The organism is Psychromarinibacter sp. S121 (genome assembly GCF_049801035.1).
Taxonomy (GTDB): Bacteria; Pseudomonadota; Alphaproteobacteria; order Rhodobacterales; family Rhodobacteraceae; genus Psychromarinibacter.
Genome location: NZ_JBNAGE010000001.1, coordinates 230,713 through 253,222, shown reverse-complemented (window position 1 = coordinate 253,222; position 22,510 = coordinate 230,713). Strand labels below are relative to the sequence as shown.

General features: G+C 67.9%; 23 protein-coding genes. 8 read left to right on the top strand and 15 right to left on the bottom strand.

Annotated elements, in window-relative coordinates; genetic code table 11:
• The first annotated feature begins 32 nt into the window (after window positions 1-32).
• On the top strand, window positions 33-1,175 hold the full coding sequence (locus ACP156_RS01275) for an aminotransferase class V-fold PLP-dependent enzyme (protein ID WP_425049469.1): 1,143 nt from the start codon (window positions 33-35) through the stop codon (window positions 1,173-1,175).
• Window positions 1,172-1,651, top strand: coding sequence for a hypothetical protein (locus tag ACP156_RS01270; RefSeq protein ID WP_425049468.1), 480 nt, complete (start codon window positions 1,172-1,174; stop codon window positions 1,649-1,651). Before ACP156_RS01275 ends, ACP156_RS01270 begins: the two co-directional genes overlap by 4 nt.
• Window positions 1,652-1,653: 2 nt before the next feature.
• Here ACP156_RS01270 and ACP156_RS01265 read toward each other — a convergent pair whose 3' ends face one another.
• From ACP156_RS01265 to ACP156_RS01245, 5 genes are read right to left on the bottom strand one after another with little or no spacing between them, the layout of a single operon-like run.
• Window positions 1,654-2,928, bottom strand: coding sequence for an amidohydrolase family protein (locus ACP156_RS01265; protein ID WP_425049467.1), 1,275 nt, complete (start codon window positions 2,926-2,928; stop codon window positions 1,654-1,656).
• Complete coding sequence (locus ACP156_RS01260; protein WP_425049466.1) at window positions 2,928-3,872, bottom strand: ABC transporter permease; 945 nt, start codon at window positions 3,870-3,872, stop codon at window positions 2,928-2,930. Before ACP156_RS01260 ends, ACP156_RS01265 begins: the two co-directional genes overlap by 1 nt.
• Entirely contained in the window at window positions 3,872-4,921 is a 1,050-nt protein-coding gene (locus ACP156_RS01255) for an ABC transporter permease (RefSeq protein ID WP_425049465.1), read from the bottom strand. The genes ACP156_RS01260 and ACP156_RS01255 overlap by 1 nt, the downstream gene beginning before the upstream one ends.
• Window positions 4,911-6,452, bottom strand: coding sequence for an ABC transporter ATP-binding protein (locus ACP156_RS01250; RefSeq protein ID WP_425050801.1), 1,542 nt, complete (start codon window positions 6,450-6,452; stop codon window positions 4,911-4,913). Before ACP156_RS01250 ends, ACP156_RS01255 begins: the two co-directional genes overlap by 11 nt.
• A gap of 2 nt (window positions 6,453-6,454) precedes the next feature.
• The gene (locus tag ACP156_RS01245; protein ID WP_425049464.1) at window positions 6,455-7,480 is read right to left on the bottom strand and encodes a BMP family protein; all 1,026 of its coding nucleotides are present in this window, start codon (window positions 7,478-7,480) and stop codon (window positions 6,455-6,457) included.
• A gap of 305 nt (window positions 7,481-7,785) precedes the next feature.
• On the opposite strand from ACP156_RS01245, the gene ACP156_RS01240 reads away from it, so the two are divergent.
• From ACP156_RS01240 to ACP156_RS01220, 5 genes are all read left to right on the top strand, one after another.
• On the top strand, window positions 7,786-8,958 hold the full coding sequence (locus tag ACP156_RS01240; protein WP_425049463.1) for a substrate-binding domain-containing protein: 1,173 nt from the start codon (window positions 7,786-7,788) through the stop codon (window positions 8,956-8,958).
• Between the two features lie 97 nt (window positions 8,959-9,055).
• Complete coding sequence (locus tag ACP156_RS01235) at window positions 9,056-9,820, top strand: ABC transporter ATP-binding protein (protein WP_425049462.1); 765 nt, start codon at window positions 9,056-9,058, stop codon at window positions 9,818-9,820.
• Window positions 9,813-10,535 (top strand): ABC transporter ATP-binding protein, encoded by a 723-nt coding sequence (locus tag ACP156_RS01230; RefSeq protein WP_425049461.1) that lies wholly within the window; start codon window positions 9,813-9,815, stop codon window positions 10,533-10,535. The genes ACP156_RS01235 and ACP156_RS01230 overlap by 8 nt, the downstream gene beginning before the upstream one ends.
• Window positions 10,535-11,566 carry a branched-chain amino acid ABC transporter permease gene (locus ACP156_RS01225; RefSeq protein ID WP_425049460.1) on the top strand — a complete coding sequence of 344 codons (1,032 nt, stop codon included), beginning with the start codon at window positions 10,535-10,537 and terminating at the stop codon, window positions 11,564-11,566. The genes ACP156_RS01230 and ACP156_RS01225 overlap by 1 nt, the downstream gene beginning before the upstream one ends.
• 1 nt (window position 11,567) lies before the next feature.
• A complete protein-coding gene (locus ACP156_RS01220; RefSeq protein WP_425049459.1) occupies window positions 11,568-12,620 on the top strand; it encodes a branched-chain amino acid ABC transporter permease in 1,053 nt (350 codons plus the stop codon).
• 14 nt (window positions 12,621-12,634) lie between these two features.
• Here the strand turns inward: ACP156_RS01220 and ACP156_RS01215 are convergent, their stop codons facing one another.
• The 5 genes from ACP156_RS01215 to ACP156_RS01195 all read right to left on the bottom strand — a co-directional run bounded on the left by ACP156_RS01215 (window position 12,635) and on the right by ACP156_RS01195 (window position 16,518).
• Window positions 12,635-12,976 carry a phosphate acetyltransferase gene (locus ACP156_RS01215; RefSeq protein WP_425049458.1) on the bottom strand — a complete coding sequence of 114 codons (342 nt, stop codon included), beginning with the start codon at window positions 12,974-12,976 and terminating at the stop codon, window positions 12,635-12,637.
• The gene (locus ACP156_RS01210) at window positions 12,973-13,326 is read right to left on the bottom strand and encodes a MaoC family dehydratase (RefSeq protein WP_425049457.1); all 354 of its coding nucleotides are present in this window, start codon (window positions 13,324-13,326) and stop codon (window positions 12,973-12,975) included. The genes ACP156_RS01215 and ACP156_RS01210 overlap by 4 nt, the downstream gene beginning before the upstream one ends.
• Window positions 13,323-14,807, bottom strand: a complete 1,485-nt coding sequence (locus tag ACP156_RS01205; protein WP_425049456.1) for a class I adenylate-forming enzyme family protein — start codon at window positions 14,805-14,807, stop codon at window positions 13,323-13,325. The genes ACP156_RS01210 and ACP156_RS01205 overlap by 4 nt, the downstream gene beginning before the upstream one ends.
• A gap of 89 nt (window positions 14,808-14,896) precedes the next feature.
• Complete coding sequence (locus ACP156_RS01200; protein ID WP_425049455.1) at window positions 14,897-15,487, bottom strand: TetR/AcrR family transcriptional regulator; 591 nt, start codon at window positions 15,485-15,487, stop codon at window positions 14,897-14,899.
• 98 nt (window positions 15,488-15,585) lie between these two features.
• A complete protein-coding gene (locus ACP156_RS01195) occupies window positions 15,586-16,518 on the bottom strand; it encodes a MurR/RpiR family transcriptional regulator (RefSeq protein ID WP_425049454.1) in 933 nt (310 codons plus the stop codon).
• Window positions 16,519-16,838: 320 nt separating this feature from the next.
• Between ACP156_RS01195 and ACP156_RS01190 the strand changes: the two genes are divergently transcribed.
• Window positions 16,839-17,615, top strand: coding sequence for an SDR family NAD(P)-dependent oxidoreductase (locus ACP156_RS01190; protein WP_425049453.1), 777 nt, complete (start codon window positions 16,839-16,841; stop codon window positions 17,613-17,615).
• 87 nt (window positions 17,616-17,702) lie between these two features.
• Here ACP156_RS01190 and ACP156_RS01185 read toward each other — a convergent pair whose 3' ends face one another.
• Genes ACP156_RS01185 through ACP156_RS01165 form a run of 5 tightly spaced genes read right to left on the bottom strand, consistent with a single transcriptional unit; the run spans window position 17,703 to window position 22,489 of the window.
• Complete coding sequence (locus tag ACP156_RS01185; RefSeq protein WP_425049452.1) at window positions 17,703-18,749, bottom strand: siderophore-interacting protein; 1,047 nt, start codon at window positions 18,747-18,749, stop codon at window positions 17,703-17,705.
• Entirely contained in the window at window positions 18,746-19,516 is a 771-nt protein-coding gene (locus ACP156_RS01180) for an ABC transporter ATP-binding protein (protein WP_425049451.1), read from the bottom strand. Before ACP156_RS01180 ends, ACP156_RS01185 begins: the two co-directional genes overlap by 4 nt.
• Window positions 19,513-20,490 carry a FecCD family ABC transporter permease gene (locus ACP156_RS01175; protein WP_425049450.1) on the bottom strand — a complete coding sequence of 326 codons (978 nt, stop codon included), beginning with the start codon at window positions 20,488-20,490 and terminating at the stop codon, window positions 19,513-19,515. The genes ACP156_RS01180 and ACP156_RS01175 overlap by 4 nt, the downstream gene beginning before the upstream one ends.
• Window positions 20,487-21,473, bottom strand: coding sequence for a FecCD family ABC transporter permease (locus ACP156_RS01170; protein ID WP_425049449.1), 987 nt, complete (start codon window positions 21,471-21,473; stop codon window positions 20,487-20,489). Before ACP156_RS01170 ends, ACP156_RS01175 begins: the two co-directional genes overlap by 4 nt.
• A complete protein-coding gene (locus ACP156_RS01165; RefSeq protein WP_425049448.1) occupies window positions 21,470-22,489 on the bottom strand; it encodes an iron-siderophore ABC transporter substrate-binding protein in 1,020 nt (339 codons plus the stop codon). Before ACP156_RS01165 ends, ACP156_RS01170 begins: the two co-directional genes overlap by 4 nt.
• Between the last annotated feature and the right edge of the window lie 21 nt (window positions 22,490-22,510).

The following is a 22,510-nucleotide window of genomic DNA, read 5'->3' as shown; positions in this document are numbered from 1 at the left end:
CCCTACTACCCTAAGACGGAGACTTTCCCGCCATGACAACCACAACCGACGGCTCGGGCTATTTCCTGTACCACTCTATCGGCATGTATCCCGGCAAGTCCGAGGCGATGGCGAAGGCGCTGGGCGACTACGCGCAGATCTGGGGCACGCCGGACGACAGCCAGTGGCCGCAGGTGCTGGGCGGGCGGCAGCGGTTCATCGACCTGTGGTGCCAGTTGATCGGCGCCGAGCCCGGCACGCTGACCTCGGCCGAGAACGTGACCACCGCGCTTCTCAGCCTGATCGGCGGCCTGCCGGCGGACCGCCTGCGCGGGCGCAGCCTGCTGGTGGCGGGCGACTGCTTCCCCAGCCTGCACTTCCTGCTGGCGGGCATGGCGCCGCGTCTGGGCTTCACCCTGCGCACGGTGCCGCTGCGCGACGGCGAAAGCTGGGTCCGCGACGAGGACATGATCGCCGCTTGGGACGACACCGTGGGGCTGGCGCTGCTGACCTTCGTGACCTCGACCGCGTCGCACCGCTGCGATCTTGAAACGCTGGTGGCGCATGGGCGGAAGATGGGCAGCCTTGTCGGCGTGGACGTCACGCAGGGCATCGGCCTGCTGCCCTACCGCGTCGATGCGCCCTTCGTGGATTTCACCGTATCGACCAGCCTCAAATGGCTGGGCGGCACCTCGGGCGCGGGCATCCTGCATGTCGCGCGCCCGCTGCTGGAACAGTGCCGCCCCGAGTTGCGCGGCTGGTTCAGTCAGGAAAACCCGTTCTCGTGGGATCTGGACGCGTTCACCTTCGCCTCGGATGCGCGCCGGTTCGACCACGGCACCCCCTCGGCGCTGGCCTGCCTTGGCTCGGTCCCGGCGCTGGAATGGAACGCGGCGCAGGATCAGCCTGCGATGCTGGCCCACAACCGCGCCCTGTCGCGGCGCATCCTCGACGCCGCGCCCGATCTTGGCCTGACCCCGGTCAGCCCGGACGACGACTCCCGCCGGGGCGGTAGCGTGATGCTGCGCCTGCCCGAGGGCCCCGAGCCGTCGGCGGTGGTGTCCGGATTGCGCGACGCGGGGCTTTACACCGACTGCCGGGGCCGCATCCTGCGGCTGTCGCCCGGCTCGGTCACCACGGCGGCGGGTGTCGATCACCTGCTGGCGGAACTGGCCCGCCTGCGGACCGCTGCATGACGACGAACCGTCAAGAGACCGGCCACGCGGTCACGGCGCGCGTGGCCGTCGGCGCAGAGGCGGCGTTCGGCTTCCTGTCCGACCCGATCGCGCTGGGCGGCTGGTCGCTGGGTTGCATGAACACCGCGCCCGTCCCCGGCGCGCCGGGGGTGTACGCGGGGCGCTCGCTGTTCGATGGATCGGAGACGCGTTTCGCCATCGACGCCGACCCCGCGCGGGGCGTGATCGACTTCCTGCTGGGGGACGCGGGCGCGATGGTGCCGCGCATCTCGATCCGCATCGTTCCGGCGGATGTCTGCGGGCTGGGCGGGGCCGAGTGCCTTGTCACCATGTCCGCGTGGCGCGCGTCTGACATGGATGACACCCGCTGGCAGCAGCTTTGCGCCTGTCACGAGGCCGAGATCCACCTGATCCGCGCCCAGTGCGAGGCCGCCGTCGCGGGCCGTCCCGTCCGCCCCTTCGCCGCGACCGCCTGATATCAGCCGCCGCGCCTGCGACGCACCGCCTCGGGGCGGCCGGGGATCGTCAGGCTCCCGTCGCCCCGCGCCGAGCGCGACACGACCTTGCCCTTCGATACCACCGCCAGACGGGACGGACGCAACCGCACCGCCTCTGTCGGGTCGGCGGCGTCCAGCACCACCAGCGAGGCGGTGCAGCCCTTCGCCAGCCCGTAGCCGTCCAGTCCGATGATTTTCGCGTTGGTCTCGGTCACCATGGTGAAACAGCGCGCCATCTCGTCGGGGTGGGTCATCTGGGCGACGTGCAGTCCCATGAAAGCCACGTCCAGCATGTCGGCGGTGCCCAGCGAGTACCACGGGTCCAGCACGCAATCCTGCCCCCAGCCGACGTCGATGCCCAGCGCCTGCATCTCTTTCACCCGCGTCAGCCCACGCCGCTTCGGGAAGGTGTCGTGCCGGCCCTGAAGCACGATGTTGATCAGCGGGTTCGGGATCGCGGCGACGCCCGCCTCGGCGATCAGCGGCAGAAGCTTCGAGACATAGTAGTTGTCCATCGAATGCATCGAGGTCAGGTGACTGCCCGTCGCCCTGCCCCCAAGGCCCAGCCGCTGCACCTCGTAAGCCAGCGTCTCGACATGGCGCGAGTGGGGGTCGTCGGTCTCGTCGCAGTGCAGGTCGATGGGCAGGCCGCGCTCCGCCGCGATTTCGCACAGGTCGCGGACCGAGGCCGCGCCGTCCTGCATCGTGCGCTCGAAATGCGGGATGCCGCCCACCACGTCGACGCCCATGTCCAGCGCGCGGATCACGTTGTCGCGGCCCGTGGGCGCGCGGTACAGACCGTCCTGCGGAAAGGCCACCAGTTGCAGGTCGAGATAGGGCTTCACCTTCTCGCGGACCTCCAGCATCGCGGTCACCGTGTTCAGGTGGTCCGGCGTCGTGTCCACGTGGCTGCGTACCGCCAGAAGCCCCATCGACACCGCCCAGTCGCAGTAGCGCAACGCGCGCTCGACCATCTCGTCGACGGTGGCAAGGTCACGCAGCTCGCCCCACAGCGAGATGCCCTCCAGCAAAGTGCCCGAGGCGTTCACGCGCGGCAGGCCGTAAGACAGCGTGGCGTCCATGTGGAAATGCGGATCGACGAACGGCGGCGCGACCAGATCGCCGGTGGCGTCGATCACCTCGCGCGCCTCGGCGTCGATCTTCGGCGCGACCTCGGCGATGCGGTCGCCCGAGACGGCGATGTCCGCCATGCGCCCGTCGGGCAGCGTGCCGCCCTTCACCAGCAGATCGAACATCAGCGCTCCCCTTTGTTGAACGGCACCATCAGCGCCGCCGGGACTTCCGCGCGGCGCGACATGGCGACCAGCGCGAGGATGGACAGGATATAGGGCATCATGAGGAACACCTGATACGGCAGGAACGCCCCAACGCTCGTCTGTTGCAGCCGGATCTGGAACGCGTCGAAGGCCGCGAACAGGATCGCGCCCAGCAGCGCCTTGCCCGGCTTCCACGCCCCGAACACCACCAGCGCGATGCAGATCCATCCGCGCCCGTTCACCATGTCGAAGAAGAAGCTGTCGAAGGCCGACAGCGTCAGGAACGACCCGCCCACCGCCATGAAGCCCGAGCCCACGATCACCGCGCCCATGCGGATGCCGGTGACCGACAGGCCCTGCGCCGCGACCGCGCCCGGGTTCTCGCCCACCGCCCGCACCGCCAGCCCCAGCGGCGTGCGGTACAGGACAAAGGCCACCACGGCGACCATGATGAAGGCCGCATAAGTCAGCGGCGTCTGGTTGAACAGCGCCGGGCCGATCAGCGGGATCTTCGACAGCACCGGGATCTCGACCGCCGTGAAGGCCTGGATCTTCGGCGGCGAGGACACCTCGGGCAACACCACGCGGTAGGTGTAGAAGGTCAGCGCCGTGGCCAGCAGGGTCAGCCCCACACCGACCACGTGTTGCGACAGGCCGAATGGCACCGACAGGACCGAATGCACGAAGCCCAGCGCCATGCCGGTGGCGAAAGCCACCGCCACCCCGCCCCACAGGGGCAGCCCCGCCCAGACCGCGATCCAGCCTGCGAAGGCGCCTGCGACCATGATCCCCTCGATCCCAAGGTTCAGCACACCCGCGCGTTCGCAGATCAGCTCTCCCAAAGTGGCGAAGATCAGCGGCGACGCGATGCGGATCGCGGCGGCCCAGAAGCTGGCGGACAAAAGGATGTCGAGGAATTCCATCAGTCCCTCCGCACCCGGAACTTGGTCAGAAGGATCGCCAGCACCATCAGCAGCAGCGCCGTCGCCAGCATGATGTCGGCAAGGTAGGTCGGCACGCCCACCGCGCGGCTCATGCTGTCCGCGCCCACGAAGATCGCCGCGACGAACAACGCCGCCACGACCACGCCCAAGGGGTGCAGCAGCGCCAGCATCGCCACCACTATGCCGGTGTAGCCGTAGCCCGGCGACAGGTCCAAGGTCAGCGAACCCTTCAGCCCCGACACCTCGGAGAACCCGGCCAGCGCGGCAAGGCCGCCCGACAACAGCGCCGTCTTCAGGATCACCGACATCACCGGCATCCCCGCGAACCGCGCGGCTTCGGCGTTCTGGCCCACGGCGCGCATCTCGAAGCCCAGCGTCGTGCGGGTCTGGATCACCCAGACCGCCACGGCGGCGATCAGAGCCAGCGCGAAGCCCCAGTGCAACCGCAGGCCTTCGACGATGCGGGGCAGACGCGCCTCGTCGATCAGGCGCGGCGATTTCGGCCAGCCCATGCCCATCGGATCCTTCAGCGGACCTTCCAGCAGGTAGGACACGAACAGCAGGAAGATGAAGTTGAACAGCAGCGTCGTGACCACCTCGTCCACTCCGAACCGGGTCTTGAGGATCGCAGGCACCAGCAGCACCAGCGCTCCGGCCAGCGCGGCGGCGACACCGATCAGCGGCAGCAGCACCGGCGCCGGCAGGGTCAGCGCGCCGGTTCCCAGCACCACCGTCACCACGGCGCCCGCGTAAAGCTGCGCCTCGGCGCCGATGTTCCACAGCTTCGCCCGGAACGCGACGGCGACGGCAAGGCCGGTGAAGATCAGCGGCGTCGCGCGGTTCAGCGTCTCCAGCAGCGCGAACTTCGATCCGACCGCGCCCTTCACGATCTCGCCGAACACCCGCAGCGGGTCGCCGCCCGCGATCATCGCCAGCACGGCGGCCACCACGAAGGTCGCAACGATCGCCAGTGCGGGCGGCAGGACGCGGCGCGCGACGCCCGGCGCCTCGATCGGTTCAAGCCGCATGGGTCGTCTCCTTGAACCCGTGGCCCGCCATCCACGCACCCAGTTCCTCGGGCTTCATCGTGCCACGCGCGAAGGCGGGCGACAGCCGCCCTTCCGAGATCACGTGGATCACGTCCGACAGCCGCTGGATCTCGTCGAGATCCTCCGAGATCAGCAGCACCGCCGCCCCGCGCGCCCGCGCCTCGGCCAGTTGCCCATGGACATAGTTCACCGCCCCGATGTCGAGCCCCCGCACCGGCTGGTTGGCAAGGATGATACGCGGTTCGCCTTCCAGCACGCGGCCAAGGATCAGCTTCTGCATGTTACCGCCCGACAGCAGGCGGATGCGGATGTTCCGGCTGGGGCAGCGCACGTCGTACTTGTCGATCAGATCGCCCGCGAACCGCCGGGCATCCGTCCAGTTCATCCAGCCGCCCGTGCTGTAGGTGGTGCGGTAGGTTTCCAGCACCGCGTTCTCGACAAGGTTGAAGTCGGCGATGGTGCCGGTGTGATGCCGGTCTTCGGGGATTCGGGCGATGCCCTCGGCGATGGCGGTGCGCGGAGACCAGTTGCGCGGCAACGCCCCAGCCAGCCACATCTCGCCCGAGGCGGGGCTGTCCAGCCCGGCGATCAGGTCCGACAGCGCGCCCTGCCCATTGCCGGATACACCGGCCAGCCCGGTAATCTGCCCGGCCCGCAAATCCAGCGACACGTTGCGAAGCCCGGTCGCCCGCCCCTCGCCCGTCGTGGTAACGTTCTTCAGCGACAAGAGAACCGGCCCCGGTGCGGTCGGCTCGAAGCTGGGCGCGGTCACCTCGGCGCCGACCATCAGCGCCGCCAGTTCCTCGCGCGTGGCGCCCTTGGTCTCGCGTTCCGCGACCAGCCGCCCATGCCGCAACACGACAACGCGCGACGCGATGGCCAGCACCTCGTGCAGCTTGTGGCTGATGAAGACCACCGACAGCCCCTGCGCCACCGCCTGTCGCAGGGTGGCGAACAGGGCGTCGGTCTCTTGCGGGGTCAGCACGGCAGTCGGTTCGTCGAGGATCAGGATCTTCGCATCCCGGTACAGCGCCTTCAGGATCTCGACCCGCTGGCGTTCGCCGACCGTCAGGCTGCCGACCCGCACCTCGGGGTCGACTTTCAGGTGAAACCGTTCGGACAGGTCGCGGATGCGCGCCTTGGCCTTCGCGGGGCGCAGCGACGGCGCGGTCAGCCCGTCGACGCCCAGCACGATGTTTTCCCAGACCGTCAGGTTCCCGGCGAGCGTGAAATGCTGGTGAACCATCCCGACGCCCGCATCCAGCGCGGCGCGCGGACGGCCCGGCGGCAGACGCTCGCCGAACAGTTCAACGTGGCCCGCGTCGGCGGTGTACTGGCCGAACAGGATGTTCATCAGCGTGGTCTTGCCCGCACCGTTCTCGCCCAGCAGCGCGATGACCTCGCCCCGGTGCAGATCGAACGAGACCCCGTCGTTCGCGACGACGGGGCCAAAGTGCTTTGTAATATCGGTAAGGCGCAGGACGGGCTGCGCCGGACCTGCGCCTTCCATGGTCACATCGACTTCGGTTCTTCGTCGTTGATCTCGACGGTGAACTCGCCCGCCTTGATCGCGGCTTCCTTCTCGGTGACCAGCGCCATCGCCTCTTCCGGCACCTTGCCTTCAAAGGTGCCCAGCGGCGCCAGCGAACAGCCGCCTTCCTTCATGAAGGAATAGACGCCGTAGTCGGCGGCGGTGAACTCGCCCGCCTTCACGGCGGCGATTGCGGCGTCCAGCGTCGGCTCGAAATGCCACAGCGCCGAGGCGACGACGGTTTCGGGATAGTCGGCCTGCGTGTCGATCACGTTGCCGATCGCCAGCAGTCCACGCTCTTTGGCCGCGTCCGACACGCCGAAGCGTTCGGCGTACAGCATATCGGCGCCGTTCTCGATCATCGCAAAGGCGGTTTCCTTCGCCTTGGGCGGATCGAACCACGAGCCGATGAACGACACCTGGAAGGTAATGTCCGGGTTCATCTCTTTCGCGCCCGCCATGAAGGCGTGCATCAGCCGGTTCACTTCCGGAATCGGGAAGCCGCCGACCATGCCGATGTTGCCGGTCTCGGACATCGCGCCCGCGATGATACCGGACAGATAGCTGGCGTCCTGAATGTAGTTGTCGAACACCGCAAGGTTCGGGATCGACGGGTCTTCCTTGAAGGACGAGCCCATCAGGAAGGCCACGTCAGGATAGTCAGCGGCGACCTCGCGGGCTTCCTGCTCGACGCCGAAGATCTCGCCCACGATCAGGCCATAGCCCTGCTCGGCATATTCGCGCATCACGCGCGGATAGTCGGTGTTGGCGGTGTTTTCCGAGTAGGTGTACTCGATGTCGCCACGCTCCTGCGCCGCCAGCGCGGCGATGTGGATGCGGCTGACCCACTGCTGTTCGACCGGCACTGTGTAGATGCCGGCGACCTTGAGCGTCTCCTGCGCCCAAAGCTTCGACGGCGACAGGGCGCCCGCCGCTGCAAGTGCGGTGGCCGAACCGGCAAGGAAGCGGCGGCGCGAGACCGGCGCGGGTACGAGAATTTTCGACATGTCAGATGATCCCCCAAGTCAAAATGGACGGCCCTTCAAGAGCTTGTCCAAACGGTAAAAATTCGCCCGCCCGACGCAAGCGCGGCATGGCGGCGGCGTGGCAGGCCGCCCTCCATGTCTAAATCATTGGCATAACTCGCCCCGACCGCACAAGAACGCAGCACCAAGTGCGGACACTTTCGCCCGCGTGCCCCTGTCGCGGGCAAAATCCGGCAGACCCGCCCGCGCCTGCGTTCTTGACGTGAATGCTGATTCATGTTTCACAATTTACCAGTATCATCGGACCTGACAGGGAGGAGTCCAGGATGAGAAAGATCCTTGCAGCCGGAAGCATGGCGCTGCTGCTCGCCAGCCCGGCTTTCGCAGAAATCCGCATCGCCCACGTTTACGGCAAGACCGGCGCGCTTGAGGCTTACGCCGAGCAGTCGCACATCGGCCTGATGCTGGGGCTGGAATACGCCACCGGCGGCACGATGGAGATCGACGGCGAGCCGATCGTCGTGATCGAGAAGGACACCCAGCTGAAGCCCGACATCGGCAAGGCCGTGTTGGCCGAAGCCTATGGCGACGACGACGCGCATATCGCGGTCGGCCCGGTCAGTTCGGGCGTGGCGCTGGCGATGCTGCCCGTGGCCGAAGAATACGAACGCCTGCTGATCGTGGAACCGGCGGTAGCCGACTCGATCACTGGCGCCAACTGGAACCGCTATATCTTCCGCACCGGCCGCAACTCGTCGCAGGACGCCATCGCGAACGCCGTGGCGCTTGGCGGCGAAGGCGTGACCATCGCGACGCTGGCGCAGGACTACGCCTTTGGCCGTGACGGCGTGGCGGCGTTCAAGACCGCGCTGGAAGCCACCGGCGCGACGCTGGCGCACGAGGAATACGTGCCGACCGACACCACCGACTTCACCGCGGCGGCAGAGCGCATCTTCAACGCCATGGCCGATGTCGAGGGCGAGAAGAAGTTGTTCATCATCTGGGCCGGCGGCGGCAACCCGATGTCGAAGATCAACGCGATGGACCCCTCGCGCTTCGGCATCGAGATCGCCACGGGCGGCAACATCCTTGCGGCGCTGACCGCCTACAAGGAACTGCCCGGCATGGAAGGCGCGACCTACTACTATTACGAGATCCCGCAGAACGACGTGAACGACTGGCTGGTGACCGAGCACATGGAGCGCTACGGCACCCCGCCCGACTTCTTCACCGCCGGCGGCATGGCCGCGGGGATCGCCATCGTCGAGGCCATCAAGAAGGCCGGCACCTACGAGGATACCGAGGCGCTGATCGAAGCGATGGAAGGCATGGAGTGGGATACGCCGAAAGGCACCATGATGTTCCGCCCCGAAGACCATCAGGCGCTGCAGACGATGTACCACTTCGTGACCGAGGTGCAGGACGGCAAGGACTATGGCGTCCCGGTGCTGGTCCGCGAACTTGGCATCGACGACATGGACATCCCGATCAACAACTGATCGCGTTCTCAGGGCGCGCGGCCTCCGACCGCGCGCCCTTCCCTTTTCCGGTTCCAGCCGAAAACCCGCAGCCCAAAACCCGCAGCCGAAAGCCCCCATGACCCAGACCCTTCTGGAAACCGATGGCCTGACCGTCCGCTTCGGCGGCCACGTCGCGGTCGACGCCGTGACCTGCGCCTTCCACGCAGGGCAGCTGACCGCCATCGTAGGCCCCAACGGCGCGGGCAAGACCACCTATTTCAACCTGATTTCCGGCCAGATCGCCGCGACCGCCGGGACCGTCCGCCTGATGGGCGAGGACGTGACCCGCACCTCTGTCGCCGAGCGCTGCCGCAAGGGGCTGGGCCGCGCGTTCCAGCTGACCAACCTGTTTCCCGACCTGTCCGTGCTGGAAAACGTCCGCCTCGTGATACAGGCGCACCAGCGCAAGGGCTTCGGCCTGTTCTCGATGGCGGAGTCGCATGTCGAACTGACCACCCACGCGATGGCGGTTCTGGAACGTGTCCGGCTGGACGGGCTGAGGGACCAGAAAGTCTCGGAACTCAGCCACGGCAACCAGCGCAAGCTGGAGGTCGCGATGCTGATCGCGCTGGACCCCGCCGTGTACATGTTCGACGAGCCCACCGCCGGGATGAGCGTCGACGAAGCGCCGGTCGTGCTGGACCTGATCGCCGAGCTGAAACACGACACCGACCGCACCATCTTGCTGGTCGAGCACAAGATGGACGTGATCCGCACCCTCGCCGACCGCATCATCGTGCTGCACAACGGCGCGCTTGCCGCCGATGGCGACCCGGCAGAGGTGATGGCCTCGGACGTGGTACAAGAGGCCTACATGGGCCGGGAGCTGACCGATGTCTGATCCGATCCTGTCATTGCAGGGCGTCCACACCGACATCGCGCAGTACCACATCCTGCAGGGCGTCGACCTCGACGTGCCGCGCGGGCAGGTGACGATGCTGCTGGGCCGCAACGGCGTCGGCAAGACCACGACGCTGCGCACCATCATCGGCCACTGGCAGGCGAAGTCCGGCGCGATCACCTTTGACGGGGCCGAGATCACCGGCATCCCGACGCCCGCCCGCGCCCGCGCCGGCATCGGCTTCGTCCCCGAGGACATGGGCATCTTCACCGACCTCACGGTCGAGGAGAACATGGTGTTGGCCGCCGCCTCCGGCCCGCTGGACAAGGCGCGGCTCGACTGGATCTTCGCCGCTTTCCCGCCGCTGAAGACCTTCTGGCGGTCCGAGGCCGGGAACCTGTCGGGCGGCCAGAAGCAGATGCTGTCCATCGCCCGCGCGATGGCGGAAGAGCGCAAGCTGTACCTGATCGACGAACCGACCAAGGGCCTCGCGCCCGCCATCGTCTCGACCATGGCGGGCGCGTTGCGCGACCTGAAGAAGCAGGGCGCGTCGGTGCTGCTGGTGGAACAGAACTTCTCGGTCGCCAAGGCGCTGGGGGACACCGCCGCCGTGATGGACGACGGCCGCATCGTCTGGACCGGCGAAATGGCGGAACTCTCCGCCAGCGCCGAACTGCAAGAGCGCCTGATGGGCCTGAGCATGGAGGCGCACTGATGACCGCCGCCCCCGACCACAAACCGACCTTCGCCGACCTGTCGCTGTCCGACCGGATCGGCAAGGCCGCGCCCTACCTGCTGATCCCGGTGCTGGTGGTGCTGGGTTTCCTTGCCATCGGGTCGACGTCCAGCTGGCTGACGCTGACGGTATCGGGCCTCGCCATGGGGATGATGATCTTCATCATGGCCTCGGGCCTGACGCTGGTGTTCGGCCTGATGGACGTGATCAACTTCGGCCACGGCGCATTCATCTCGGTGGGCGCCTTCGTCGGCATCACCGTGCTGATCTGGCTGGGAAGCTGGACCGGCGCGCCGTCGCTGATGCTGAACGTCGCCGCCGTTCTTCTCGCGGTGATCGCCGCCATGTGCGTGACCGGCGCATTGGGATGGGGCTTCGAGCGGGTGATCGTCCGCCCGGTCTATGGCGCGCACCTCAAGCAGATCCTCGTCACCGTGGGCGGGCTGATCGTGATCGAACAGCTGATCCACGTGGTCTGGGGCCCGGAAGAGATCTTCCTCAACCGCCCCGAGACCCTGAAAGGCGCCTTCACCTTCGCGGGCGCGGCCATCGAGCGTTACCGCGTGCTGGCCGTCGTCGTCGGGCTGGTGCTGTTCGTCGCCATGCGGCTGGTGCTGCGGCGCACCAAGATCGGCCTGATCGTCCGCGCGGGCGTCCAGAACGGCGAGATGGTCGAGGCGCTTGGCTACCGTCTGCGGCTGGTGTTCATCGGTGTCTTCGTCGCAGGCTCGGCGCTGGCCGGCCTCGGCGGGGTGATGTGGGGGTTGTACCAAGAGGTCATCACGGCGGGGATGGGCGAAGAGATGATGATCCTCGTGTTCATCGTGGTGATCATCGGCGGGCTCGGCTCGGTCGAGGGCGCGTTCATCGGCGCGCTGCTGGTGGGCCTGCTGCAGAACTACATCGCGTTTCTCGAACCCAAGCTGGCGCTGATCTCGAACATCGGGCTGATGACCGCGGTGCTGATGTGGCGGCCGCAGGGGATGATGCCGGTGGTGAAGGCGAAGTGACATGCTGACCAGACTGCTTTCCGGCGACAAGCCCCGCTCTACCGTCCTGACCGTCCTGCTGCTGGTGATCCTTGTGGCGCTGGCGCTGGCGCCCTTCCTGTTCCCCGGCGTCCGGTCGCTGGAGACGGCGGCGCGGATCTGCATCTTCATCGTGCTGGTGGCAAGCTACGACCTGCTTCTGGGCTATACCGGCATCGTCAGCTTCGCGCACACGATGTTCTTCGGCCTTGGCGCCTACGGCGTGGCGCTGGCCTCGGTCCACATGGGCCGGGGATGGGGCGCGCTTCTGACCGGCACCGTCGCGGGCGCGCTGGCGGCGGCGGCGCTGGCGCTGGTGATCGGGCTGTTCTCGTTGCGGGTGCGGGCGATCTTTTTCGCGATGATCACGCTGGCGGTCGCGTCGGCGGTCGCCGTGCTGGTCAGCCAGATGTCGGGCCTGACCGGGGGCGAGGACGGGCTGAACTACCAAATCCCCCGCGAACTGACCCCCGCCTTCCGGCTGGGAGAACTGTTCGGCGTCCGGATCAACGGCAAGCTGCTGAACTACTACCTCGTGTTCTTCGCCTGCCTGATCCTGTTCCTGCTGCTGCTGCGTATCGTGAACTCGCCCTTCGGACGGGTGCTTCAGGCGATCCGCGAGAATGACTTCCGCGCCGAGGCGATTGGCTATCGGGTGGTCTGGTACCGCGTGACGGCGACCTGCCTGTCTGCGGCGGTCGCGGCCATCGCGGGCAGCCTTTTCGCGATCTGGCTGCGCTATGTCGGGCCGGACACCACGCTGAGCTTCGAGATCATGCTGGACATCCTGCTGATGGTGGTGATCGGCGGCATGGGCACGATGTACGGCGCGGTGCTGGGCGCGACGATCTTCGTGCTGGCGCAGAACTATCTGCAATCGCTGATGGGCGTCGCCTCGGAGGCGACCGAGGCGCTGCCGCTGATCCCGAACCTGCTGGACCCGGACCGCTGGCTTCTGTGGCTGGGCGTGCTGTTCATCCTCAGCGTCTATTTCTTCCCGACCGGCATCGTGGGACGCCTGCGCTCGGGGCGGTGAAGGGGCGCGATCTTCTAGAAGATCGCGTCACCCCCCGCCTTGACCAGCGACCGCCCCTCGCAGACGAGTACACCGTCCGCATGGCAGGTGGCCCACAGGTCGACAAGCCGCGTCTCGGGGCGCAGCCGCGTCACCTCGACCCGTGCGACGATCTCGGCGTCCGGCGGTGCGGTCTGCGGGAAGGCGAGCTCCTGCTTGAGGTAATTCGTCCCCTGCCCCGGCAGGTGCATCCCCAGCAGCGTCGAGATCATCGTGGCCAGCAGCGGCTCGGGCACCCTGCCTTCCACCCCCAACACCGCCAGTTCCTCCGGCGCGAACCTGCGCCGCGTTTCCGCCGCCTGCCCCACCTTGATCATGCGAGATCGGCCCTGCCGGTGAAGACATTGGTCCCGTCCTCGCGTGCCGCGACAAGGTCGACCGAGCCGGGCGCCTCGCCCGTTACCGTAAGGTAAATTGTTTCGCGCGCGAAACATGGGGCCGGGAACATCATGTCCTGCGCCACGTGCCGCGTTTCGGGACGGGCGCGGGTCAGCATCGACCACAGCTTCGCGTAGATCAGCATTCCGTGGCTGACCGTACGCCCGAACGGCGTGGCGGCGGCGAAGTCCGGGTCGACATGGATCGGGTTCGCATCGCCGGACAGCCGCGCGAACGCGTCGAACTCTTCCTGCGTCGGATCCCAGGTTTCGGACAGCGACAGCTTCACGTCAGCAGCTTCCGCAGGTCGGGCTTGCGGACCTTGCCGGCGGGCGTGCGCGGGAAGTCGTCGAGCAGGTTCACCAGCTTCGGCACCTTGTAGGCGGCAAGCCGGTCGCGGCACCACGCCTGAAGCTCTGCCGGATCAGGCACGGCGGCGGGCCGGGCGATCAGGAAGGCCGCGCCAACCTCGCCCCAGCGGTCGTCGGGAACACCGACCACCGCGGATTCCAGAACCGAAGGATGGTCGTTCAGGATACGTTCAACCTCGGCCGGATAGACGTTTTCGCCGCCCGAGATGAACATGTCCTTGATTCGGTCGACGAGGTGGAAATAGCCGTCCGCGTCCCACCGCCCGACATCTCCGGTGCGCAGCCAGCCATCCGCATCGAACGCCGCCTCGGTCGATGCCGGGTCGTTGTAGTAGCCCGGCGTGATGTTCGGCCCGCGCATCAGCACCTCGCCCGCCGCGCCCGAGCCGTCGGGCACGCCCAGAAGCCGCACCTCGCTCAACATCTGCGCGCGCCCGACGGAGCCGATCTTGGCCTCGGCATGGTCCGGGTCCATCAGGAACACGGTGGGGCCGCTTTCGGTAAGGCCGTAGCCATTCAGCACCCGCGCGCCACGGGCGGCGAAGAAGCGGATCAGGGGTTCCGACAACGGTGCGCCGCCGCAGCCGAAGCGGATGCGGGACCAGTTCACGGTGTCGATGCCCGGCGACAGGCTGAACGCCTGATAGATCGCGGGGACGCCGAAGAACTGGGTCACCTCTCCTTTCGCCAGCAGCGACAGCAACGCGGGCGCGTCGAAACGCGGCAGGATCGTTGTCACGGCGCCGGTCAGGAAAGCGGGCAGCGTGTAAAGGTTGATCCCGGCGGTGTGGAACAGTGGCAGGAAGTTCACCGTGGCGTCGCGGGCGGTCAGCCCCACCGCCTGCCCGATGTTGACCGTGTTGGCCCAAGCCATGCGGGCGGTGTTGATGACCGCCTTGGGCCGACCGGTGGTGCCCGACGTGAACAGCAGATACCACGGGCGGCTGCCGTCGATGGCCTGTGCCGGGCCCGACGGTTCCATCCGCATCCAGCGGGCCATGTCGGTTTCGATCCCGTGGACGGCCATGCCGCTGGCCGCCGCCAGGGCACGGGCGCGGCGGGTGTGGATCGCGTCGTGCAGCACCCCCTTCGGCGCGGCGGGGCGGATCGTGACGACCAGTTCCCGCAGGGGCTGGCGCCAGTTCAGCGGACAGAGGATGACGCCGGTTTTCTGGCAGGCGAACAGCGCGATGAAGAACTCGGCGCGGTTATGGCAGATGATCGCCAGCCGGTCGCCGGGGACGTATCCCGCCTCGCTCAGACCGCGCGCCATGCCCGAGGCGGCGCGGTCGACCTCGGCGAACGTCCAGTCACGCCCGGTCCCCGCGTCGCGGAAGGCGACGGCGTTCGGGCTGATCTCGGCGCGCTTGGCGGCCATGTCTGGGACACGGTCGAACATGGCGCGCATATTCGAGCGATTCTGTTAACCGGTCCATGGGGCACGCATGAAGTGCCGCAACGGCGTTTCAGGGGCCAGTCAGGGGCCAGTCAGGGAGCAAGCCCATCCCGGATCATCGCGAAGGCGTCCTCGACCACGTGGTCGATGTCGGGTTTTACTTCCCACAGGACAAAGCGTTCGCCCAGCTTGATCGCCATGCCCATCAACGCCCAGGCGCGGACTTCGGGGTCGCCGGGGCCGATCTCGCCTTTCTCCTGAGCGCGCTTCAGCTGGGCGGCATAGGCCCTTCCGAAGCTGTCGTAATACGCGCGATAGACCTCGGGGTCGATAAAGCGCGCTTCCTCGACGATGCGGTACAGCGCCGGACGGTCGGCGGCGAACTGGAGGAAGGCGCGCAGACCGGCCTTCTCGGCCTCTAGCCGGTTCGACGCCCCCTGCACCGCCTGCGTGACGCCGCCACGGGTCAGGCGGCCCATTTCCAGCACCAACTCGCGGAACACCTCTTCCTTGCTGGAGAAGTAGATGTAGAAGGTTCCCAGCGCGGTTTCGGCCCGGCGGGTGATGTCTGCGATGGACGAGGCGGCGAAGCCCTGCTCGCCGATCACGGCCTCTGCCGCGCGCAAAAGCGCCTCGCGCCGCGCGGCGCCTCGCTTGGTCTTGGGTGCGCTGGGTCCCGACATGGATCATGAATACTGATTCATGTTTCAGCTCTCAAGGAAAAACGCACCTGCCCCGCGCGGTTTTGCCTGTTTGGACCGGTCAGAACCCCGAAGACGCGTCAGTCTCCCAAGGGCTCCATCGTGCCGCCGCCGCGCCGCCGGACGATCGTGTACTTGATCCGCCGCAGGCTTTCGCGCGCTTTCGGCCCAAGCGTATAGCCGGTGGCCGCCGACAACAGGTCGATCAACGCGAGAAAGGCGAAGCGCACCGAGGTGGGGGTCAGCGTATCCCGCGTCTCGGCGATGGCGACGGTCAGCGCGTGATCCGCCGCCTCTGCCAGTGGGCTTCCGACGGCGGTGATGGCGATGGTCGTGGCGCCGTAGTCGCGGGCAAGCTCGACGGCCTCGACCAATTCCTCGGTCCGGCCCGAGGCGGAGATGGCAAGCACCACGTCCTCTGGCCCCAGCGTGGCGGCGGTCATCCGCATCACGTAAGGGTCCTGACAGCACGAGACCCGGACGCCGTAGCGAAACAGCCGGTACTGCGCCTCTTCCGCCAGCGTCGCCGCGCTGCCGCCAAGCCCGAAGGTCATCACCTGACGCGCACCCGCGATGGCGTCCGCCGCGGACTGGATCGAGGCGGGGGAAATCCGACGCTCCACCTCGCGCAACGCATCGTGCGCATCGACGAGGATCGGGCTCCAGAAGGCGGGCAGGCTTTCGTCCTGCGTCGCCGGTTCGTCGCCTTGGTCGGCGTCGAGATAAAGCTCACCAACGGCAAGGCTTTGCGCCAGCTTCAGCTTGAAGTCGCGAACCCCGCGACACCCGATGGCGCGGCAGAAACGGGTCACCGTCGGTTCGCTGACCCCGGCCCGCCCGGCGAGGCTGGCAATGCTTTCATCGACGGCCTGCCGCACATCGGACAACACCGCGACGCCCACCTTCCTTTCCGCCGAACTCAGGTCGTCGAGCCGGTCCTTGATCCTGCCGAGGATATCGGTGACCTGCCCGCGCTTTGCCTGCGCTTCTCCGGAAGAAGGAATACCGGCCATACAGTGCTCCCAAATGGTGCTTTGCATCGTTGCTGAGCCTGACCAGCCGGTCAAGCATCTTGGAAAACTACACAAATGATGCCTTCTTAAGCATCTGAATAATTGCCCATTTTCTGGTACATCCGAATCTCTTGACAGGCATGTAGCCGAATTACAGAGTTTGCCTGACGAAAGTTCGGGCGTTCCGGAAGGTCGCCGGCAGCCTCGCCTTCCCCGCACTCGGGCGGCGACATCCGCCGAGAATGAACCGCGGCGCGATCCGCACGACATACCGCGCAGGCCCCGAGGGGCGCTGCGCCAACGACCGACATGGGGGTCCGATGAGTTATTGTTTCGATCTGTCCGGCAAGCGCGCATTCATCACCGGCGGAAGCCGCGGGCTGGGCCGCGAGATGGCATTGGCGCTGGCAGAGGGCGGCGTGGACGTCGCGCTTGTGGCACGCCCGTCCGACTCGCTTCAGAAGACCGCCGAGGATATCCGCGCCTTGGGCCGCACCGCGTGGACGCTGGAGGCCGATCTTGGCGACATCGGCCAGTGCGAGGACGTCTGCAACAAGGCCGTGGCCGAGATCGGCGGGTTCGACATTCTGCTGAACAACGTCGGCGGCCGGTTCGTGAACGTGCAGACCGAGGATCTCGATCTTGAGACTTGGCGCAAGTACATGGACCTGAACCTGACCTCGACCTACGTCTGCTCGCGCATTCTGGGCAAGGCGATGATCGAGGCCGGCAAGGGCGGGCGGATCATCAATATCGCGTCGATCAACGCGATGATCGCCGGGCGCGGCATCGGCGGGCGGCACTATGAGACCGCCAAGGCCGCCGTGAAGCAGTTCACCCGCACGCTGGCCGTCGACTGGGCCAAGTACGGCATCACCGCGAACGCGATCTGCCCGGGCCTGTTCGGCACCGAACAGAACGAACACTGGAAAGAGGTGAAGCCCGAGATCATCGACGGGCTGATCGCCGATATCCCGATGGGGACATGGGGCACGCCGAAGGATCTGGGGGCGCTGGCCGTCTACCTTGCCTCGGACGCGTCGCGGTTCATGACCGGCGCAAGCCTTGTGATCGACGGCGGGCACACCTGCCAATAGGCGAGAAACAAGCCCGAAACCGAAACCGGCGTCGACCATTCGGACGCCGCTGCCGGTCAACGCCGGCCGCCATGCCTGAACAAGCGTTCAGGCGATCCAATAGGCGCTGAAATAGGCCTGCGACTTGGGCAATTTCCACGCATCGACGAAATGCGTCTTGGCGCGGCGGACCACCTTCTGCTCGGTCGCGACCCAGACATACAGCCCCTCGGTCGGGCGTGGCGGCAGCGCCGAAAGCGCTTGCCACAGGTCCTGTCCTTTCGACCGGATCAGCCACGTGACCGACACGCCTTGCGGGCGCGGCAGGTCGCAGATGTCGGCTTCGTCGCCCAGTTCCACCAGCACGGTGCCGATGCGGTCGGGGGCGGAAAAGGCAAGGATGCTGCGGATCGCGGGAAGCGCCGTCTCGTCGCCCGCCAGCACGATGTGGTCGCCTTCGGGCTGGCGGCCGCCCCCCGGCCCCATCACCGCGACGCGCGTGCCGGACTGGGCGGCGCGCGCCCATTCGGTCGTCCGTCCGCCTTCGTGTTCGTAGACGTCGAAGGTGAACGTCCCGGCCTCGGGGTCGAGCGTCACGAAGGTATAGGCGGCGCGGTGCAGTTCGTCCTCGCCCTCGGGCCAGACGGTGCGGCCCTTCTCACCGATGCGGGGCCACACCGCAGGGCGGTCTTCGGGTGGCAGCAGCAGCGAGAAGTGCATACCGCCTTCCAGCAGCATCGCGACGCCGTCGCAGGCCATCTCGAGCCGAAGGAAATTCGGCGACAGGCGCGTCACGCCGCGCACAGTGGCAAAGTGGAAGTTCGGCGGCGTCTTCTGCGTGACCTCGGCCCCGTGCCACGTCATCGAGGCGGAATCGGGGAACACGTGATCCAGCAGATAGGCCACGCTTTCGCGCATCTGGTAGGCGAACAGCGTGGTCGGCGCAGCGACCTCGACATCCATCCAGTCCTCGCCGACCCACAGGCGGACGGTCGACATCGGGTAGGTCACGGTGATGCCGTCGTCATGCCGTTCGCAAGGCGCGCCGAACTCGGCGACGTGGCTTTCGATGTGATCCAGCAGACCATCGGGGATCGCACCTTCGTAGCGCGCTGCGGTGATCTCGGTCAGCGGGGCGGAAGCGGTTGAGGTCATAAGGGAATTACCATGGGTTTGCCGGTCACGGGGTCCGGGTCGACCCGTGCGGACAGGCCGAACGCGGCCTTGAGGTTATTGGACGTCAGGACGGCCTCGGGGGCGCCGGTGGCGACAATACCGTTGCGCCCGAGCAGGACAAGCGCATCCGAGAAACGTGCCGCAAGGTTCAGGTCGTGCAACACGCTGACGACCGTTTGGCCCGTTTCAAGGTTGCGTTTGCGCAACAGCGACAGAAGGTCCAGCTGGTGTACGAGGTCGAGGAAGGTGGTCGGTTCGTCCAGCAGCAGCAGCGGCGTGTCCTGCGCCAGCACCAGCGCCAGCCATGCGCGCTGCCGCTGACCGCCGGACAACTCGTTCAGCGGGCGCTCGGCAAGGTCGGTCATCGCGACGGCGGCCAGCGCGTCGGCGCAGGCCCGGGCGTCGGCATCGCTCCACGGGCTGAGGAAGCCGCGCCACGGCGTGCGGCCCCGGCGGACAAGGTCGCCGACGCTGACGCCGTCGGGGGCCAGCGGGTCCTGCGGCAGGATCGCCATGCGCCGGGCCAATGCACGGGTGTTGATCGCGTGGATGTCGTTGCCGTCCAGCGTCACCCGGCCCGCCATCGGCGCGGCCAGACGCGCCAGCGCGCGCAGCAGCGTGGACTTGCCACATCCGTTGGGGCCCAGGATCGCTGTCATCCGGCCCGCCTCGATCTCGAGGTCCAGCGCCTCGATCACCCGGCGGTCGCCGTAGCCCAGCGTCAGGCGTTCGGTCTTCAGGCTCATAGCTTGCCCCTTTCCATCTCGCGCGAGAGGCGCCACAGCAGGTAGGGCGCGCCGAGGATGCCGGTCATCACGCCCGCCGGAAGCTGGATGCCCGGCAGCGCCGCCCGCGCCGCGAGGTCGGCCAGCAGCAGCACCAGCGCCCCTGCCCCGGCCCCCGACAGCATCCGCGCCGCGACGCCGGTGGCGCCGGTGATGCGCACGCCAAGCGGGCCGGACATCAGCGCCACGAAGGGCACCGGCCCCGCCACCGCGACGCCCGCCGCCGCCAGCAGGACACCGGTGGCCGACAGCGCCCAGCGCGCGCGTTCCACCCGGATGCCCAGACCGGCGGCAAGGTCGTGGCCCAGTTCCAGCACCTCCAGCCGCCCCGCCTGCGCCAGCGCCGCCGCGACCAGCACCGCACCGATCCCCCAGACCTGCGCGACGTGGGTCCAGTCCCGCGCGGCAAGCGAGCCGGTCAGCCAGCGCTGCGCCTCTGCCGCTTCGGAGTACGGAAGCAGCGTCATCAGGAAGGTCGACAGCGCCGAGGTGAAGAAGCCGACGCCAAGGCCCACAAGGATCAGCGTCAGCGGCGGCGTCCGGTGCCCCCTGCGCCATGCCAGCGCGGCGACCAGAACCGCCGCCGCCAGCCCGCCCGCCGCCGCGACCAGCGGCATCGGGACGGTCAGGCCGAAGGCGATGGCGCCGACGATGGCAAGCCCCGCGCCCGAGGTGAAGCCCATGACGTCCGGCGCGGCGAGCGGGTTGCGGAACAGCGTCTGGAAGATGACGCCCGACAGGCCCAGCACCGCCCCCGCTCCGATGGCGGTCACCACGCGCGGGCCCCGGATCGTGTCGAGGATCAGCGCGCCCGGCCCCTCGCCCGTCACCAACCCCTGCCACAGCATCGCCAGCGACATCGGCACCTGTCCGATCAGCAGCGAGGCGACCACAGCCGCCAGCAGCAACGCGGGAAGGACGCTTCGGCGGATCATGCCGAGGCTCCCGGCCGCACGCGCCGCGCAATCCACAGGAACACCGGGCCGCCGATCAGCGCGGTCATGATGCCGGCGCGGATCTCGGACGGGGCCAGCAGCAGGCGGCCAAGCGTGTCGGCGAAGATCAGGATCGTCGCGCCAAGCATCGCCGAAACGACCAGTTCGCCGCGCAGGTTGTGGCCCGCGACCAGCCGCGCCAGCGGCGGCACCATCAGGCCGAGAAACGCGATTGGCCCCGCAACGGCAACCGCCGCCCCGGTGGTGAGCGTGACCACGACCAGCGCGCCCGCCTGCACCCGACCGGGGCGGGTGCCCAGCCCGCGCGACAGGGCCGTGCCCAGCGACAGCGCCTCGATCCTCGGGGCGATCAGCAGGGCAAAGCCGGTGCCCAGCGCCGCGACGCCCGCCATTTCGGCCAGCGGGCGCGTTGTCGCCTGCGTCAGCGAGCCCGCGACCCAGAACCGGAACACGTCCAGCGAGTCCTGACGCACCAGCACGATGGCTGTCACCAGCGACAGAAGCAGCGCGTTCAGCGCCGCCCCCGCCAGCGTCAGCCGCACCGGCCCGACGTCGCCCCTCAGCCCACCGCCCAGCGCGAAGACGATGGCCGAGGCGATGGCCGCTCCGGGAAAGGTCAGCAGCGCGACGATGGCCTCGTCGGCGCGGCCCAGCAGGGTGGTGCCCACCAGCAGCGCGAAGGCGGCGCCCGCGTTGACGCCAAGGATGCCCGGATCGGCCAGCGGGTTGCGGGTGACCGCCTGCATTACCGTGCCCGCCACCCCCAGCGCCGCGCCCGCGATCAGCCCGGCCACAAGGCGCGGGATGCGGATCGCCATCAGCGTCACATGCGCCGGATCGCGCGGATCGTAGGCGGTGAGCGCCTGCCAGTAGGCCGCTGGGTCGAGGCTGCGGACGCCGATGGTCAGCGAGCCCACGACCACCAGCAAAAGCAGGCAGGCGATCCAGAGGAACTTGCTCAAGGCAGCAGACCGGCCTTTTCCGACGAGGGAACGACGGTCGAGGGGTCGCCGTCCATCGCCAGCGCGATGGGCGCTTCCATCTCGGCCAGCGCAAAGGGCAGCGACAGGACCGAACCGAAGGACAGCGCGCCGCCCAGCAGTTCGTCGGCAAACACCTCGCGGCCCTCGGCCCATGCGTTCAGCGTCCGGCGCATCGCGAGATTGGCGATGTCGGGGGCGCGGTCGTCGCTGGAAATCCAGATCAGCAGATCGGCGTCGATCGGCGTCAGATCCTCGGGCGACAGGGTGGTATAGAAACCGTCGATGGCGGTCATCGCCTTCAGCCCCTCGGTCGGAACGAAGCCCATCTGCGACAGGAACCGCGCGCGGGTGTCCTCGGCCATGAAGGCGCCGGTCTGGCCGCCGTCGTGCCACGCCGCCACGGCGGTTCGGCCTTCCCAGCCGGGGTGCCGCCCGCGAACGTCGGCGAATGCGTCCTCTACGCCGGTCACCAGTTCCTCGGCACGGTCCTCCATGCCCAGCGCGCGGCCGATGGTGCGCGTTTCGGCATGCCACGGCGCGCCGTAGGTCGAGTATTCCGCGCCCTGCATCAGCACCGGGGCGATCTGTGACAGCAGCGCGTATTCGGCTTCCGAGATGCCAGAGCCCGAGGCAAAGATCAGGTCGGGGTTCAGACTGGCGACCGTCTCCATCGAGACCTCGCCGGTGATCAGCGCCGGTTCCGCGTCGCCCAGCTGCTTCTGCGCCCATGGCCAGACGCCGTGGGGATAGTCGCCGTACCAGTAACGGATGCCGACCGGCGCGACGCCGAAAGCCAGCACGGTGTCCTGCGTGTTGTAGCCCAGCGAGACGATCCGCTCGGCCGGGCGCGGCAGCACCGTCTCGCCGAAGGCGTGGGTGAAGCGCAACTCGCTGCCCTGCGCCCGGACGGCGGGCGCGGCCAGCGCGGCGGTTCCGGCGGCAAGAAAACCGCGGCGGGACAGCAGCGGTTGGCGGGGCGGTCTGGTCAGGGTCATGTCGGTATCTCCCGAACGAAG

Coding starts and splice junctions, on each gene's coding strand:
- ACP156_RS01275 (WP_425049469.1), top strand. CDS start 33: ATGACAACCACAACCGACGGCTCGGGCTATTTCCTGTACCACTCTATC.
- ACP156_RS01270 (WP_425049468.1), top strand. CDS start 1,172: ATGACGACGAACCGTCAAGAGACCGGCCACGCGGTCACGGCGCGCGTG.
- ACP156_RS01265 (WP_425049467.1), bottom strand. CDS start 2,928: ATGTTCGATCTGCTGGTGAAGGGCGGCACGCTGCCCGACGGGCGCATG.
- ACP156_RS01260 (WP_425049466.1), bottom strand. CDS start 3,872: ATGGAATTCCTCGACATCCTTTTGTCCGCCAGCTTCTGGGCCGCCGCG.
- ACP156_RS01255 (WP_425049465.1), bottom strand. CDS start 4,921: ATGCGGCTTGAACCGATCGAGGCGCCGGGCGTCGCGCGCCGCGTCCTG.
- ACP156_RS01250 (WP_425050801.1), bottom strand. CDS start 6,452: ATGGAAGGCGCAGGTCCGGCGCAGCCCGTCCTGCGCCTTACCGATATT.
- ACP156_RS01245 (WP_425049464.1), bottom strand. CDS start 7,480: ATGTCGAAAATTCTCGTACCCGCGCCGGTCTCGCGCCGCCGCTTCCTT.
- ACP156_RS01240 (WP_425049463.1), top strand. CDS start 7,786: ATGAGAAAGATCCTTGCAGCCGGAAGCATGGCGCTGCTGCTCGCCAGC.
- ACP156_RS01235 (WP_425049462.1), top strand. CDS start 9,056: ATGACCCAGACCCTTCTGGAAACCGATGGCCTGACCGTCCGCTTCGGC.
- ACP156_RS01230 (WP_425049461.1), top strand. CDS start 9,813: ATGTCTGATCCGATCCTGTCATTGCAGGGCGTCCACACCGACATCGCG.
- ACP156_RS01225 (WP_425049460.1), top strand. CDS start 10,535: ATGACCGCCGCCCCCGACCACAAACCGACCTTCGCCGACCTGTCGCTG.
- ACP156_RS01220 (WP_425049459.1), top strand. CDS start 11,568: ATGCTGACCAGACTGCTTTCCGGCGACAAGCCCCGCTCTACCGTCCTG.
- ACP156_RS01215 (WP_425049458.1), bottom strand. CDS start 12,976: ATGATCAAGGTGGGGCAGGCGGCGGAAACGCGGCGCAGGTTCGCGCCG.
- ACP156_RS01205 (WP_425049456.1), bottom strand. CDS start 14,807: ATGTTCGACCGTGTCCCAGACATGGCCGCCAAGCGCGCCGAGATCAGC.
- ACP156_RS01200 (WP_425049455.1), bottom strand. CDS start 15,487: ATGTCGGGACCCAGCGCACCCAAGACCAAGCGAGGCGCCGCGCGGCGC.
- ACP156_RS01195 (WP_425049454.1), bottom strand. CDS start 16,518: ATGGCCGGTATTCCTTCTTCCGGAGAAGCGCAGGCAAAGCGCGGGCAG.
- ACP156_RS01190 (WP_425049453.1), top strand. CDS start 16,839: ATGAGTTATTGTTTCGATCTGTCCGGCAAGCGCGCATTCATCACCGGC.
- ACP156_RS01185 (WP_425049452.1), bottom strand. CDS start 18,749: ATGACCTCAACCGCTTCCGCCCCGCTGACCGAGATCACCGCAGCGCGC.
- ACP156_RS01180 (WP_425049451.1), bottom strand. CDS start 19,516: ATGAGCCTGAAGACCGAACGCCTGACGCTGGGCTACGGCGACCGCCGG.
- ACP156_RS01175 (WP_425049450.1), bottom strand. CDS start 20,490: ATGATCCGCCGAAGCGTCCTTCCCGCGTTGCTGCTGGCGGCTGTGGTC.
- ACP156_RS01165 (WP_425049448.1), bottom strand. CDS start 22,489: ATGACCCTGACCAGACCGCCCCGCCAACCGCTGCTGTCCCGCCGCGGT.